This is a genomic window from Methylobacterium isbiliense, assembly GCF_022179325.1.
GTDB lineage: Bacteria > Pseudomonadota > Alphaproteobacteria > Rhizobiales > Beijerinckiaceae > Methylobacterium > Methylobacterium isbiliense.
In genome coordinates this window covers 20411-35109 of record NZ_BPQQ01000005.1, presented here as the reverse complement: position 1 = coordinate 35109, position 14699 = coordinate 20411, and the positions used below count along the sequence as shown (strand labels likewise).

16 protein-coding genes are annotated in these 14699 nt (G+C 72.5%); 12 read left to right on the top strand and 4 right to left on the bottom strand.

The window, feature by feature from the left end; genetic code table 11:
* Positions 1-100: 100 nt before the first annotated feature.
* The 6 genes from nagZ (at position 101) to tatC (ending at position 4492) form a co-directional block, all read left to right on the top strand.
* Positions 101-1114: a beta-N-acetylhexosaminidase gene (gene nagZ / locus MFF61_RS02765; RefSeq protein WP_238233592.1), complete on the top strand. Its 1014-nt coding sequence runs from the start codon at positions 101-103 to the stop codon at positions 1112-1114.
* A 30-nt stretch (positions 1115-1144) separates the two neighbouring features.
* Positions 1145-1918, top strand: a complete 774-nt coding sequence (locus tag MFF61_RS02760) for a segregation and condensation protein A (protein WP_238233591.1) — start codon at positions 1145-1147, stop codon at positions 1916-1918.
* Positions 1919-1921: 3 nt separating this feature from the next.
* Positions 1922-2605, top strand: coding sequence for an SMC-Scp complex subunit ScpB (gene scpB, locus MFF61_RS02755; RefSeq protein WP_238233590.1), 684 nt, complete (start codon positions 1922-1924; stop codon positions 2603-2605).
* A gap of 115 nt (positions 2606-2720) precedes the next feature.
* The gene (locus MFF61_RS02750; protein WP_238233589.1) at positions 2721-2993 is read left to right on the top strand and encodes a twin-arginine translocase TatA/TatE family subunit; all 273 of its coding nucleotides are present in this window, start codon (positions 2721-2723) and stop codon (positions 2991-2993) included.
* 168 nt (positions 2994-3161) lie between these two features.
* Complete coding sequence (gene tatB / locus MFF61_RS02745; protein ID WP_238233588.1) at positions 3162-3701, top strand: Sec-independent protein translocase protein TatB; 540 nt, start codon at positions 3162-3164, stop codon at positions 3699-3701.
* Complete coding sequence (gene tatC, locus MFF61_RS02740) at positions 3698-4492, top strand: twin-arginine translocase subunit TatC (protein ID WP_238233587.1); 795 nt, start codon at positions 3698-3700, stop codon at positions 4490-4492. Before tatB ends, tatC begins: the two co-directional genes overlap by 4 nt.
* 15 nt (positions 4493-4507) lie before the next feature.
* On the opposite strand, the gene MFF61_RS02735 is transcribed toward tatC, so the two are convergent.
* Both MFF61_RS02735 and MFF61_RS02730 read right to left on the bottom strand, forming a co-directional pair.
* Entirely contained in the window at positions 4508-5392 is an 885-nt protein-coding gene (locus tag MFF61_RS02735; RefSeq protein ID WP_238233586.1) for an ATP-binding protein, read from the bottom strand.
* A gap of 101 nt (positions 5393-5493) precedes the next feature.
* Positions 5494-6819: a pilus assembly protein TadG-related protein gene (locus tag MFF61_RS02730; protein WP_283205958.1), complete on the bottom strand. Its 1326-nt coding sequence runs from the start codon at positions 6817-6819 to the stop codon at positions 5494-5496.
* A 320-nt stretch (positions 6820-7139) separates the two neighbouring features.
* Between MFF61_RS02730 and yajC the strand changes: the two genes are divergently transcribed.
* Genes yajC through MFF61_RS02705 form a run of 5 tightly spaced genes read left to right on the top strand, consistent with a single transcriptional unit; the run spans position 7140 to position 11366 of the window.
* Positions 7140-7475, top strand: a complete 336-nt coding sequence (yajC, locus tag MFF61_RS02725) for a preprotein translocase subunit YajC (RefSeq protein WP_238233584.1) — start codon at positions 7140-7142, stop codon at positions 7473-7475.
* Between the two features lie 20 nt (positions 7476-7495).
* Positions 7496-9100 (top strand): protein translocase subunit SecD, encoded by a 1605-nt coding sequence (secD, locus tag MFF61_RS02720; protein ID WP_238233583.1) that lies wholly within the window; start codon positions 7496-7498, stop codon positions 9098-9100.
* Positions 9101-9154: 54 nt separating this feature from the next.
* Entirely contained in the window at positions 9155-10102 is a 948-nt protein-coding gene (secF, locus tag MFF61_RS02715; RefSeq protein ID WP_238233582.1) for a protein translocase subunit SecF, read from the top strand.
* 3 nt (positions 10103-10105) lie between these two features.
* Positions 10106-10495, top strand: coding sequence for an Mth938-like domain-containing protein (locus MFF61_RS02710; RefSeq protein WP_238233581.1), 390 nt, complete (start codon positions 10106-10108; stop codon positions 10493-10495).
* A 10-nt stretch (positions 10496-10505) separates the two neighbouring features.
* Positions 10506-11366, top strand: coding sequence for a phytoene/squalene synthase family protein (locus MFF61_RS02705; RefSeq protein WP_238233580.1), 861 nt, complete (start codon positions 10506-10508; stop codon positions 11364-11366).
* Positions 11367-11385: 19 nt separating this feature from the next.
* On the opposite strand, the gene MFF61_RS02700 is transcribed toward MFF61_RS02705, so the two are convergent.
* Entirely contained in the window at positions 11386-12639 is a 1254-nt protein-coding gene (locus MFF61_RS02700; protein WP_238233579.1) for a YeeE/YedE thiosulfate transporter family protein, read from the bottom strand.
* Positions 12640-12662: 23 nt separating this feature from the next.
* Positions 12663-13637 carry a sulfurtransferase gene (locus tag MFF61_RS02695; protein WP_238233578.1) on the bottom strand — a complete coding sequence of 325 codons (975 nt, stop codon included), beginning with the start codon at positions 13635-13637 and terminating at the stop codon, positions 12663-12665.
* A gap of 512 nt (positions 13638-14149) precedes the next feature.
* Here MFF61_RS02695 and MFF61_RS02690 point away from each other — a divergent pair.
* On the top strand, positions 14150-14689 hold the full coding sequence (locus MFF61_RS02690; protein WP_238233577.1) for a DUF3828 domain-containing protein: 540 nt from the start codon (positions 14150-14152) through the stop codon (positions 14687-14689).
* Positions 14690-14699 lie beyond the last annotated feature (10 nt).

Genomic DNA, 14699 nt, shown 5'->3' with positions numbered 1-14699 from the left:
CGGGCACGGCGAGGCCTTGCTCGTCGGGAGCCGGCCGGACCGGGCGGCGCCCGTACGCTGCGGGGCCGACGCCCCCTCCTCGAACGACGAGACGCCGTCGATGACGAGCCTTGCCCTGATCCTCGGCTGCGCCGGCCCGACCCTGAGCCCCGAGGAGACCGCCTTCTTCCGCGAGACGCGGCCCTGGGGCTTCATCCTGTTCAAGCGCAACATCGTCTCGCCCGAGCAGGTGCGGGCGCTCACCGACGCCCTGCGGGAGACGGTCGGCCGCGCGGACGCGCCGGTGCTGATCGACCAGGAGGGCGGGCGCGTGCAGCGCATGGGACCGCCGCACTGGCCCGCCTATCCGTCCGGCCGCCGCTATCTCAGCGCCGGAGGCCCCGAGACCGGCCCGGCCCTGGCGCGCCTCGGCGCCCGGCTGATGGCGCACGATCTCGCGGCGGTGGGCATCACGGTCGATTGCGCCCCGGTCCTCGACGTGCCGGTGCCGGGCGCGAGCGACGTGATCGGCGACCGCGCCTACGGGACGGACCCCGAGACCGTGGCGGTGTTCGGCCGCGCGGTGGCCGAGGGCCTGCTGGCCGGCGGCGTCCTGCCGGTGATCAAGCACATGCCCGGCCACGGCCGCGCCACCGCCGACAGCCACCTCGCGCTGCCGGTGGTCGAGGCCGCGCGCGAGGAGTTGGAGGCCCGCGACTTCCGGCCGTTCCGGGCGCTGCGCGACCTGCCGCTCGCCATGTCGGCCCACGTCGTCTTCTCGGCCATCGACCCCGACGGCCCGGCCACCACCTCCGCGCGGGTGATCGCGGAGGTGGTCCGCGGCGCGATCGGCTTCGACGGCCTTCTGATGACCGACGACCTGTCCATGAAGGCGCTCTCGGGCAGCTTCAGCGACCGGACGCGGGCCGCGTTCCGGGCCGGCTGCGACGTCGCGCTCCACTGCAACGGCGAGCGCGCCGAGATGGAGGGCGTCGCGGCCGCGGCCCCGGCGCTCGCCGGCACCGCCCTGCGCCGGGCCGAGGCCGCGCTGGCGCACCTGAACCGGGCGGCCGCGCCGGGATTCGACGTCGCCGAGGCCCGCGCCCGCCTTGAGGCCGGGCTCGCCGCCGCCTGAGCGGATGCGGGCGGAGGTGAGGGGCGGGCGGTGAGTCTCGCGTTCGATGCCGAGGACAGGGGCCGCGACGAACCGACCCTGGTGGTCGACGTCGACGGATTCGAGGGTCCCCTCGACCTCCTGCTCGAACTCGCCCGGCGCCAGAAGGTCGACCTCGCGCGCATCTCGATCCTCGCGCTGGTGGAGCAGTACCTCGCCTTCATCGAGGAGGCGCGGCGCCTGCGCCTCGAACTCGCGGCGGATTACCTCGTGATGGCGGCGTGGCTCGCCTACCTGAAGTCGCGCCTGCTCCTGCCCGCGCCGCCGCGCGGCCCCGAGCCGAGCGCCGACGCGCTGGCGGGCCAGCTCGCGCTGCGGCTGCGCCGCCTGGAGGCGATCCGGGCGGCGGCCGAGCGGCTCCTGGCGCGGCCGCAGCTCGGCCGCGACGTGTTCGCGCGCGGCGCCGAGGCGGCGCCCGCGCGCCCCGAGGGCACCGGGCCGTTCGCCGCCAGCCTGCACGACCTGCTCGCCGCCTATGCCCGCCAGCGCCGGGAGCGGGCGCTGGCGCGGGTGTCGCTGCATCAGCGCAGCGTGTGGTCGCTCGTCGAGGCCCGCGAGGCGCTGGAGCGCCTGATCGGCCCCCGCGACGACTGGACGCCCCTCGACGCCTATCTGGCGGAGTACCTTGCCGAGCCGTCGCGCCGGGCGACAGTGCGCGCCTCCTCGCTCTCGGCCGTGCTCGAACTCGCCCGCGAGGGCCGCATCGCGCTGCGCCAGGACGTGCCGTTCGGCCCGCTCTGGCTGCGTCCGGGCGGGAGCGCCTGAGGCATGGCCCGCCGCACGCCCCTTGCTGCCCGCGCATCCCTGGCCATCCTGCCCGATCCCGAGCCCGCCGCGGAGACGGTGCGGCTCGCCGAGGCGCTGATCTTCGCTTCGCCCCGCCCGCTCGCGGCCGCCGACCTCGCCGCGCGCCTGCCGCCCGGCCACGAGGTCGAGGCGGTGCTGGCGGAGCTGCGCCGGCTCTACCGGGGGCGGGGCATCACCCTCGCCCGGGTGGCGGGCGGCTACGCCTTCCGCACCGCCCCCGACCTGGCGGGCCTGCTGCGCGGGGACGCGCCCGAGCCGCGCAAGCTCTCGCGGGCGGCGATCGAGACCCTGGCGATCATCGCCTACCACCAGCCCGCGACCCGGGCCGAGATCGAGGAGATCCGCGGCGTCTCGACCTCGAAGGGCTCCCTCGACCTGCTGCTGGAGACCGGCTGGGTGCGCCTGCGCGGGCGCCGCCGCACCCCCGGCCGGCCCGTGACCTACGGCACCACCCCGGCCTTCCTGGAGCAGTTCGGCCTCGACAGCGTGGGCGACCTGCCGGGGCTCGACGAGCTGAAGGGCCTCGGCCTGATCGAGGGCCGCCTGCCCGCGGGCTTCGGCGTGCCGGTGCCCTCCGACGATCCCGGTCTGCGCCCCGACGAGGATCCGCTCGCCGACGGGCTGCCGGATCCCGACATCGCGTAGGGACGAGGGCCGCGCGCGGCCACGAGACGCTTGTGTTCGCCCCCCGCCGTCCTTAGGTTCCGGCCAACACGCGAGAAAGACCACGCCGCGCCCGCGCGCGGTGCAGGAGAGAGTCATGGGTGGCGCAAGCATCTGGCACTGGATCGTCGTCGGCGTGATCGTCATGCTGCTCTTCGGACGCGGCAAGGTCTCCGAGCTGATGGGCGACGTGGCCAAGGGCATCAAGGCGTTCAAGAAGGGGATGGCCGACGAGGATCAGCCCCAGGCGCCGGCCGTGAACCAGTCGCCCCCGCCGGTGACCGCGACCGAGCCGGTCCGCACGCTGCCGCCCCATCCGGTCGAGCCGGTGCCGGCCGCGACCACGCCCGCCGACCGCAAGGTCGGCTGAGAGCGGCCGCGCCCCGGCCGGCTCGGCCGCGCCGGCGCGAGGAGAACGGATGCGGGATCACGCAGATCCCGGCACGGAGCGGTGGCGCGCCGCACGCATCCGTGCTGAGGAGACCCCGCCGCGAGGGGCTCACCCGGGTCGTCGCGCACGCTGCAGGGCCGTTACGCCATGTTCGACATGAGTTGGGGCGAGGTGATGCTGATCGGCGGCGTCGCGCTGATCGTCATCGGCCCGAAGGACCTGCCCAAGGCGCTGCGCACCGTCGGGCAGATGACCGCCAAGCTCAAGCGGATGGCGGGTGAGTTCCAGGCCCAGTTCAGCGAGGCGATGCGCGAGGCCGAACTCGACGAGGTGCGCCGCGAGGTCGACGGCATCAACCGCTCCGTCTCGACCGGCACGTCCTTCAACCCGATCCAGTCGATCCGCGACGAGATCAAGGGCGCGGTCGACCGCCCCGCCGCCCCGCCGCCCTCGAACGAGACGCTCGCCGCCGCCACCGCGCAGCTCCAGGCCGAGGCCGCGGCCACGCCGGCCCTGCCGCCCAAGAATGCCCCCGAGAGCGCCCCCGAGAGCCTTGCCGAGAGTGCGCCCGGCGCCCCCGCGGCCGCGCCGGAGGCCGTCCCTCACCCGGCCACCGCCGGTGCGGCCACCTCCAACCCCGACGCGCCGCCCGCCGCGGCCCCGCCCATCACAGGCCAGACCCCATGACCACCGAGGCCGACGAAGCCGAGATCGAGGCCTCGCGTGCACCCCTCATCGACCATCTCATCGAGTTGCGCTCGCGGCTGATCAAGTCGCTCCTCGCCTTCGGGGTGATGTTCTTCGTCTGCTTCTTCTTCGCCCAGCACATCTACAACGTGCTCGTCTATCCCTACGTGCAGGTGGTGGGGGCCGAGAAGGCGCGGCTGATCGCGACCCACTTCCTCGAACAGGTCTTCACCAACATCAAGCTGAGCGTGTTCGGGGCGGGCTTCCTGTCCTTCCCGATCGTCGCCACCCAGATCTACGCCTTCGTGGCGCCGGGCCTCTACCGCAACGAGCGGCGCGCCTTCCTGCCCTACCTGATCGCCACGCCGATCTTCTTCGTGCTCGGCGCGCTCGTGGTGTTCTTCGTGGCGATGCCGATCCTGATCCAGTTCTCGGTCAGCCTGCAGCAGATCGGCCAGCCGGGCGAGGCCACGATCGAGCTGCTGCCGAAGGTGGACGAGTACCTCTCGCTCATCATGACGCTGATCTTCGCCTTCGGCATCGCCTTCCAGATGCCGGTGATCCTGACCCTGCTGGGGCAGATCGGGATCATCGACGCGAAGTTCCTGGCCGAGCGGCGGCGCTACGCGATCGTGCTGGTCTTCGTGGCGGCGGCCGTGCTCACCCCGCCCGACGTGATCAGCCAGCTCTCGCTCGCGATCCCGATGCTGCTCCTCTACGAGGCCTCGGTGATCTCGGTGCGCACCATGGAGAAGCGCCGGGCGCGGGCGCAGGAAGCGGTCGCCGAGTAGGCGGTCGCGCCGCCCTCACGCCTCCTCGTCGAGGCGCCGGCCCAGCCGCCCGGCGAGATCCTGGATGTACTGGAAGGCCGTGCGGCCCGAGCGCGAGCCGCGGGTCGTGGCCCATTCCAGCGCCTCGGCGCGCAGCTGCGCCGGGTCGAGGGCCAGGCCGTAGCGCGCCACGTAGGCGTCGATCATCGCCAGATACTCGTCCTGCGAGCATTTGTGGAACCCGAGCCAGAGGCCGAAGCGGTCGGAGAGAGACACCTTCTCCTCCACCGCCTCGCCCGGGTTGATGGCGGTGGAGCGCTCGTTCTCCACCATCTCGCGGGCGAGCAGGTGCCGGCGGTTCGAGGTGGCGTAGAACACCACGTTCTCGGGCCGGCCCTCGATGCCGCCGTCGAGCGCCGCCTTGAGCGACTTGTAGGAGGTGTCCTGCCCGTCGAAGGAGAGGTCGTCGCAGAACACCACGAAGCGGTGCGGGTCGGGCCGCAGCAGGCCCATCAGCGCGGGCAGGCCCTCGATGTCCTCGCGGTGGATCTCCACGAGCTTGAGCGGGCGGGTGCCGGCCCCGCGGCGGGCGTTGATCTCGGCATGCACCGCCTTGACGAGCGAGGACTTGCCCATGCCGCGCGCCCCCCACAGCAGGGCGTTGTTGGCCGGCAGCCCGCGGGCGAAGCGGTCGGTGTTGTCGAACAGCGTGTCGCGCATCCGGTCGATGCCGCGCAGAAGCCCCATCGCCACGCGGTTGACCCGGGGCACCGGCTGCAGCCGCCCCTCGGCCAGCCACACGAAGGCGTCCGCCTGCGCGAAGTCGGGGCGGTGCGGCGGCTCGGGCGCGGCGCGCTCCAGGGCGCCGGCGATACGGTGGAGGAGGGGGAGGAGGTCGGCGAGAGTCGGGTCGACGGTCATGGTCCGGGGCTCGGAGGACGGCGGACGGCCTTTAGCGCACGATCCGCCCGCGATCACCTCCCCCGCGCCCCGGCGCGGTCGCCCCGGCCCGGCCCGGACGGTCACTTGGTCAGGCGCACCTGCGCGAAGCTCGCGAAGACGTTCCTCATCGCCTGGCCGATCGAGGCGGTCTTGGTCGCGTCGATGTAGAGGTCCGGGCTCGTCGCGCAGGCCTTCAGCTGCCGGGGCACGTCGTCGAGGCGCGTTCCGCCCCCGCCGATCTGGCTCGGCTGCCCGAGGGTTTCGGCGAAGCCCCAGTCCCACGGCATCGCCAGATAGGGCGTGTGGATGATCCCCACCGAGACCGCCTGCTTCGACGCGGCGTTCACGACCTTGAGGCCGGCGCAGGCATCCGGGTTGGCGGCCGTGACGGACGGGCGCATCCACGTCGCCCAGGTCCAGTAGCGGCCCGGATCCTGAACGCCGTCCGTGGCGATCATCACGAGCTTGCGCGGAGCCGTGATCCCGTCACCGGCCGATCCGACGAGCGGCGTGAACTGGGCGAGGCTTTCGGCCCAGAGCGTCGCCCCGTCGTGCTCGCCCGAGGTGCTCGGGGCCTGCGGCAGGTTCGAGGCGACCCGCGACAGGTCGCTTGTCACGTCGAGCACCTTGGTCAGGGTGGTGCTGAACGCGTAGATCGCGATCCTGACGCGCTTGGCCACGTTCGGCTGCGCCTGCAGCCACTTCACGAAGTCGAGGATGCCCTCGTTCATCTCCTGCAGCCGCAGCTTGATGCCGTTGGCCTTCGCCCACTGGTAACCGTCGAGCGCGGTGCCGTTGACGGAGACGCCGTCGTGGCAGGCGAAGGCACAGCCGATATTGGCCTCAAGGGCCTGGATGTCGGCCTGCGTCGCACCGATCGCCATCGAGCCCGACACGTCGATCAGGAGGTAGATGTCGATCTGCACGGACAGCTCGACATTCGCGGCCGACTGCCCCGTGAGGTGCATCTTGGGAATCTGGATCATCTGCAACACGGTCGTGCGCGTGTCGGCCGCGTAGGTGCCGTTGACCGTGACGTTGCGCCCCTTGAGCGTGATGGTGAACGCGGCCTCAGCCCCCGTGGCGGCGATCGTGTCGGCCGCGAAGGACCGGAAGGCCGCCACGCCGGCCTCCCGCCCGGCCTTCCGGGCCTTGGCGTCCGACAGCCCCTGGGCGTCCGCCAGCCTCATCGCCTGCGCGGCGGCGAGCACGGCCGCGTCGAGGGCGGTGTCGAGCGTCGCCTGATCCGCGCGCGCGCGCCCGTAATCGATCCCCGACCCGAGCAGGGCCACGAGCACCAGGCACGTGACTCCAACCATGATGCTCACGCTGCCGCGCGCATCCCTGGCAAAACCGATGAGCGGATCCCCCTTATGCCGCAGGGGAGTACGAGTATTCCGTCGCATCACGATCGATCGCTGCAAGCCTCATTCCCTAAAGCCTACGCTTTTGCTCTTTCGGGAAGGTGAACCTGAACACTGGAAATCAGGCCGGGTCGCCGTCCGAACATCGATGATGACGGGCGGTATAGACTTTGAAGGGCAGGATCGCGGGGGCGGAGATCGGCCCGCCGGCAGCCGGTCCGGCGCCGCGGCGGTGCCCGCGTCCGCGCGGCGCGGCGCGGCGCCGTTGCTTTCGGGTCGCCCCTGGCTATAGTCCGCGCGCTTTTGCAAGGCCGCCGGATGCCCGTGCGGCCCGTTTTCGTCTTGAACCGGGAGACCTCGGAGTGATCACGCCCGCCTACGCCCAGGGAACGGGGGCCGCCGCCAGCGGCACGGACGTCATCTTGCAGGTGGTCCCCTTCGTCCTCATCTTCGTGATCATGTACTTCCTGATCCTGCGCCCGCAGCAGCGGCGCGCGCGTCAGCATCAGGACATGGTCAAGAACGTCCGCCGCGGCGACACAGTCGTCACCACCGGCGGCATCGTCGGACGCGTCTCCAAGGTGACCGACGAGGCGAGCGAGATCGAGGTCGAGATCGCCGAGGGCGTGCGCGTCAAGGTCGTGCGCACCATGATCGCCGAGGTCCGCGCCAAGGGCGAGCCGGTCAAGGCGGCCTGACGTTACGGATTGGGATCGCGATGCTCCGCTTCTCCACCTCGAAGGTCGTCGCGACGCTGGCGGTGATCGTGATCGGCCTGGCGCTCGCCGTGCCGAGCTTCTTCTCGCCGGAGCAGCGCAGGGCCTTCGTGGCCGCGGTGCCGCCCTGGGTCACCGCGATCCTGCCCACCCGCGCCATCGTGCTCGGGCTCGATCTCCAGGGCGGCTCGCAGATCGTGCTGGAGGTGGACCGGCCCGACCTGCTGCGCACCATGTCGCAGGGCCTGCGCGACGACGTGCGCCGGGTGCTGCGCGAGGAGGGCGTGCAGGCGGACGGCGGCATCCAGATCACGCCCCGGGGCGTGCAGCTGCGCCTCTCCGACCCGGCCGCCCGCGCCAAGGCGCTGCCGAAGCTCCAGGCCCTGTCGCAGCCGATCACCGACGCGGTGCTCGGCCAGACCGGCGCCCGCACCGTGGAGGTGCGCGACGAGCCGAACGGCACGATCCAGCTCGCCTTCACGGAGGCCGGCATCAACGCCCGCGTCCGCCGGGCCGTGCAGCAGGCGATCGAGGTGGTGCGCCGCCGCGTCGATCTCGGCGGCACCACCGAGCCCTCGATCCAGCAGCAGGGCGCCGACCGCATCCTCGTGCAGGTGCCGGGCCTTCAGGACCCGCAGCGGCTGGAGGAGCAGCTCGGCAAGACCGCCAAGCTCGAGTTCCGCATGCTGGCCGACAGCGCGGCCGGCGACGTCGACCTCCTGGCCTCCCGCGACGCGGGCGGCCAGAAGGTGCCGGTGGAGCGCCGCGTGATGGCGGACGGCGCCGACCTCACCGACGCCCAGCCCGGCTTCGACCAGAAGACCAACGAGCCGATCGTCAACTTCAAGTTCAACCTGCGCGGCGCCCAGCGCTTCGGTCAGGCGACGAGCGAGAATGTCGGGCGCCCGATGGCGATCGTCCTCGACAACGAGGTGGTCTCGGCTCCCCGCATCCTGCAGCCGATCACCGGCGGCCAGGGCCAGATCTCGGGCCGCTTCACGGTGCAGCAGGCCAACGACCTCTCGGTGCTGCTGCGGGCGGGCGCACTGCCGGCCAAGCTCAACATCATCGAGCGGCGCACCGTCGGCCCCGGCCTCGGCCGCGACTCGATCGAGGCCGGCAAGCTCGCGACCCTCGTCGCCGCCGTGCTGGTGATCTGCATGATGTTCGCCTGCTACGGCGTGTTCGGGCTGTTCGCCAACATCGCGCTCATCGTCCATGTCGGCCTGATCCTCGGCCTGATGTCGGTGCTGGAGGCGACCATGACGCTGCCGGGCATCGCCGGCATCGTGCTCACCATCGGCACGGCGGTCGATTCGAACGTGCTGATCTACGAGCGCGTGCGCGAGGAGGTGCGGGCGGGGCGCTCGATCCCCTCGGCGCTCCAGGCCGGGTTCGACCGCGCCTTCGCGACCATCGTCGACTCGAACTCCACCATGGCCATCGCCGCCGTGATCCTGTTCTTTCTCGGCTCCGGCCCGGTGCGCGGCTTCGCGGTGGTGTTCATCCTCGGCATCCTGACCACCGTCATCACCGCCGTGACGCTGACCCGGATGATGATCGCGCTCTGGTATCACCGCTTCCGGCCGAAGGTGCTGCCGATCTGATCCGCCGGGGCCGCCCGCCGGCCCCGCCCGACGCCGAACCCCTTGAGTCCGACGATGCGCCTCCTCCGCCTCTGGCCCGACCAGTCCCACTTCGACTTCATGCGCTTCCGGCGCTTCAGCTTCCCGTTCTCGGCGCTGGTGTCGGTGGCGACGGTGGTGCTGTTTCTCCTGATGGGGCTCAACTACGGCATCGACTTCAAGGGCGGCACCCTGATCGAGCTGCGGCCCAAGGCCGGGCCGTCCGACGTGGCGGCGGTGCGCCACACCGCCAACAGCTTCGGCTTCGGCGAGACCGAGGTGCAGGAATTCGGCAACCAGGGCTCGATCTCGGTGCGCTTCCCGCTCCAGGCCGGCGGCGAGACCGGGCAGACCCTGGTGATGCAGAAGGCCCACGCGGCGTTCGACAAGGACTACGCCTTCGACCGCGTCGAGACCGTGGGCCCGCGCGTCTCGGGCGAACTCGTGCAGTCGGGCACAATCGGCATCGTGCTCTCGGTCGTGGCGGTGCTGCTCTACCTCTGGTTCCGGTTCGAGCGGGAACTGGCGCTCGGCGCCATCGTCGGCACGCTGCACGACATCGTGCTCACGGTGGGCGTGTTCGTGATCTCCCGGATCGAGTTCAACATGACCTCGATCGCCGCCATCCTCACCATCGTGGGCTACTCGCTGAACGAGACCGTGGTGGTGTTCGACCGCACCCGCGAGCTGATGCGGCGCTACAAGACCATGCCGACCGAGGAACTCCTCAACCTGTCGATCAATTCCACCATGTCGCGCACGGTGATGACCGCGACCTCCACGGCCCTGTCGCTGGTGGCGCTGGTGCTGTTCGGCGGCGAGGCGATCAAGGGCTTCTCGGTGGTGATGCTGATCGGCGTCCTCCTCTGCACCTACTCGGCGATCTTCGTCTCGACGCCGTTCCTGATCTATATCGGCCTGCAGGCGGGCGGGACGCGCGCGGGCCAGCGCGAGGCCTCGGCGCTGCCGCAGGCGGCCGAGTAGGCGATGGGCGCGGACGACCGGTTCCGCGAGGGCTTCGTCCCCGGGCGCCATCTCATCGACGCCTACGGGGCGGGCGGCTTCCGCTTCGCCGAGATGTCGCATCGCGGCTCGATCCTGGCGCTGCCCTCCGGCGTCCACGCCTGGGCGGTGACCGAGGCGCGGGAGATCGACGCGGCGAGCCTCGCCCCGGTCTTCGCCGCCGCGCAGGAGATCGACCTCCTGCTGATCGGCACCGGGCCCGAGATCGTCTTCCTGCCCGACGCCCTGCGCCAGCGCCTCAAGGCCGCCGGCATCGGCCTCGACGCGATGCAGACCGGAGCGGCGGCGCGCACCTACAACATCCTGGCGGCGGAGAACCGCAAGGTCGCGGCGGCCCTGGTCGCGGTGCCGTGACGCCACCGCGATGAGCGAAGGACCCGAGAGCCGGGACTGGGCCTACGCGCATGCCGAGACGCTGGTGCGCGAGGGCGACCCGGACCGCTACGTCGCCACGCTGTTCGCGCCCGCCGCCAAGCGCCCGCATCTCTTCGCGCTCTACGCCTTCAGCCTGGAGGTGGCACGGGTGCGCGACGCGGTGTCGAGCCCGCTGCCCGGCGAGATCCGGCTGCAATGGTGGCGCGACGCGCTGCAGGGCGAGGCCCGGGGCGATGTCCGCGCGCATCCGGTCGCGGCGGCCCTCGACGACACCATCGTGCGCCACCGCCTGCCGCGCCAGCCCTTCGTCGACCTGATCGATGCCCGCATCTTCGACCTCTACGACGACCCGATGCCCGCAACCGACGATTTCGAGGGGTATTGCGGCGAGACCGCCTCGAGCCTGATCCGCCTCGCCTCCCTGGTCCTGGCGGACGGGGCCGAGCCGGGCGGCGCAGAGGCCGCCGGCCATGCGGGGGTCGCCTACGCCACGACGGGCCTGCTGCGGGCGCTGCCGCTCCACGCGCGGCGGGGGCAGGTCTACCTGCCGGCCGACGTGCTGGCGGCCCACGGGGTCACCCGCGAGGACATCGTCTCGGGCCGCGGCGGTCCCGGTCTCAAGGGCGCCTGCGCCGATCTGCGGGCGCTCGCCCGCCGCCACCTCGCGGCCTACGCGCAGGCGCGGCCCGCGCTCGCCCCGGCGGTGCGCCCGGCGTTCCTGCCGGCGGCCCTGGTCGAGACGTATCTGCGCGCGATGGAGCGCCCGGATTACGACCCGCTGCAGAGCCTCGTGGAGATGCCCCGCTGGCGCCGGGTGTGGCGGCTGTGGCGGGCGGCGCGGCGGTTCTGAGGGACGCCCGCATCCGCCCCTACGCCAGGTGGCCCGTGCGCCGCCCGAGCCACAGCGTGCCGGCCGCGCCCGCGAACATCGCGAGGCCGAAGACCCAGCCTGAGAGGGCGCCCGCCATGATGCCGGAGAGCAGCGTGCCCACGCTGCAGCCGAGGCCCGTCATCGCCCCCCAGCCGAGCAGCACGCCGCCGAGGAGGCCGCGCCCGGCCTGCCCCCGCGTCGGCCGGGCCGGGCGGAACTGGCCGGCCGCCAGGGCGGCCGCGAAGGACGCGAGCACGAGGCCGCCGACGAACAGGCCGTTCGGGGTCAGCACCGCGTCGCGCAATGCGGTGGCGCAGCCCCGGAAGGTGTCAAGCCCTTCGAGGCGGGCGGGCAGGAGGCCGGCGGCGCCGGCCGCCTGGCGCGCCCGCCCGCCGATCTCCGCGGTCACGCCGAGGGGACCCACCCGCAGATAGGCGAGCGTGCCGATCGCCCCGACCGCGAGGCCGCCGAGCCAGACCGGCCAGCGCCCGGTGAAGACCGCCCGCAGCGGCTCGGGCCGCGGGCGCGGCCCGGCCGGCTCGGGCAGCCGGTGCAGCAGCGGCCAGGCGAGGGCGGCGAGCAGCGTCAGCGCCAGGACGAGGCTCCCCGCATAGCCGAGATGCCGCGGCAGCCAGATCACCGGCGCCTCGGACACGCTCGCGAGATAGAGCGGGTTCCAGGTCGCGAAGCCGAGGACGAAGCCGAGGCCCGTGCCGACGAGCGCGAAGGGCGCGGTCGGCGAGCCCTCGCCGAGGCGGTAGAGATGGGCGCTGATGCAGGAGCCGGACACTGCCATGCCGGCCCCGAACACGGCGCCCGCCAGGACCAGCACGGGCCCGACCGGCCCGATATGCGCGTCCGGCGGCAGCCGGGTCCCGGACGGGTCCGGCATCCAGGCCCCGAGGACGACCGCGTAGCCGGCCACGCCGGCCGCGAGCGCCGCCAGGATGCCGAGCAGGCCGCGCGGATCGCCCTCGACGAGGAGGTCGCGCCACTGGCAGTAGAAGCAGAACCGGCTGCGCTGCAGCACGAAGCCGAACAGGGCGCCGAAGCTGAGCGAGAGGGCGAGCCGCGCGCCGCCGGGCTGTCCCGCGAGCCACCAGGCCCAGGCGGCGAGGCCGGCCGCGACCGCGAGCGCCGCCAGGACGCGATAGGGGACGCGAGAGGGCGCCCGCCCGGCGGTGCCGGCGGACGCCCGATCCTGCGGGCGCGGCGCACTCCGCTCCGCGACCGGACCGGTCAATGGGCGCATCACTGGCCCATCCACTGACCCGTTCACTTGCCGCCCCAGACCGTCCCGGCGAGGTTGACCACCGGCACGCCGACCGCGTTGCCGTACTCGGTCCAGGAGCCGTCGTAGTTGCGGGCCTGATAGCCGAGGATGCGGCTCAGCACGAACCAGGAATGGCTGGAGCGTTCGCCGATGCGGCAGGAGGTGATGATCGGCTTCGTGCCGTCGATGCCGGCCGCCGCGTAGAGGGCCTTCAATTCGGCCGGGGACTTGATCGTCCCGTCCGGGTTGACCGCCTTGGCCCAGGGCACGTTGACGGAACCCGGGATGTGGCCGGCGCGGATCGCGAGTTCCTGCACGCCGGGCGGGGCGATGACCTTGCCGCTGAACTCGTCGGGGGAGCGGATGTCGAGGATCTGCTCGTCGCGCTCCTTCCTGGCCACCGCCAGCACGTCGCCGAAGCGGGCGCGCAGGGCCGGGGAGGGGGCGGGCGCCGTGAAGGTCGAGGCGGCCACCTCGGTGGTGCGCGTGTCGAGGGGCCGCTTCTCGGCCTCCCACTTCCTGCGCCCGCCGTCGAGAAGCTTGACGTTGTCCACCAGCCCGTACTGCGCCAGGACCCAGGCGCCCCAGGCGGCGAACCAGTTGTTGTTGTCGCCGTAGAGCACCACGGTCGTGGTGCGGTCGATGCCGAGGCGGCGCGCCAGGGCGGTGAACTTGTCCGGCCCGGCGATGTCGCGGCTGACCGTGTCGACCAGATCGGTGTGCCACACGACGTTCTGCGCGCCCGGGATATGGCCGCGCTCGAACACGCCCGGCTCGACGCTGACCTCGACGATGCGCAGGGACTTGGCGTCGAGGTTCTTCTCCAGCCACTCGGTGGAGACGAGGGGGCTCTCCTTGGCGTCGTCCTTCGCCGCGGCGGCACCCGGGCGCGCCGCCGGCTCCTGCGCGGCGGCCCCGGTCAGGGGCAGGAGGATACCCGCGACGAGCGCGAGCAGGCGAGCGGGAAGGCGCGGCACGGGACAGACTCCGGAAGCATTCGGCACGTTCCAGCGGACCGGCCGGCAGGACTGCACGGCCGCCCCACAGGAACCATCGCGGGATTGATCGATTTCATCACCGAAGCGTCGACCGAGCACCGTGACTGCCAGCGGCAGGTCTGACGCTCTTCGGCCGACGGGATCGGCTTGGGGCAAATAGTATTGGGGCATTCAAGTTCGGGTCAAGAAAATCCGGTTCCCTTTTTCGCTCATGCCAAGCAGAGTTCCGTCTCCTCGCCGCCGCTGCGGCCTGAAGGACTATCTTCGTCCCTGAAACGTGGGGCCGGCTTGCGCGAGCGCGGCCCTCCGCGCGCGATCGTCGCCGCCGCAGCGGCGGACGCCCCTGTGACCGACGACGCGGGCGGCCGGGCACGGCAGCGCTGCCTTGAGCGCGCGTGCGCGGCGTGGTCTCCTGCGCCCTCCCGAAGGCAAGCCGGTCTTCGTCCGGCTCCTCCCTGCGCCGGGTCAGCCCTCAGCCACGGATGCGCGCGATGATCGTCAGACAGGGGATCCGGCGGGGAATTGCCGCCGGGATCGTCCTCGCCGCCCTGATCCGGACGGCGGCGGCGGCCGAGCCCGACGCGCCGGTGCGGGAGGGCTACCGCGTGACCGTGCGCTCCCTCGCGGCGACCGGTCCGGGCGTCCAGCCGCCGTGGCGTCCCCCGCATCGCGACAGGCTGTTCAGCCGCAGCCTCGCAGCCCTCCTGGCGCGGGACGACCGCTTCCAGGACGAGAGCGGCGACATCGGCCATATCGAGGCGGATCCCTTCCTCAGCGGCCAGGACGGCGAGGTGAAGAGCCTGCGCGTCGCCGTCACCGCCGAGCCGGCGGACGGGCGTGCCGAGGTCGCCGCCCGCTTCGTGAGCTTCGGGAAGCCCGTGACCGTGCGCTTCCGGATGGTCGAGGAGGACAGCGCGTGGCGCATCGACGACATCGTCAACCGCCTGGACGGCCAGGATGTCTCGGTGCGGCAGGCGCTCTCCCGGCCCTACGCGTGCGGGAGCTTCATGGGCAAGCCCTGCCGGCGCTGACGCGCCCGCA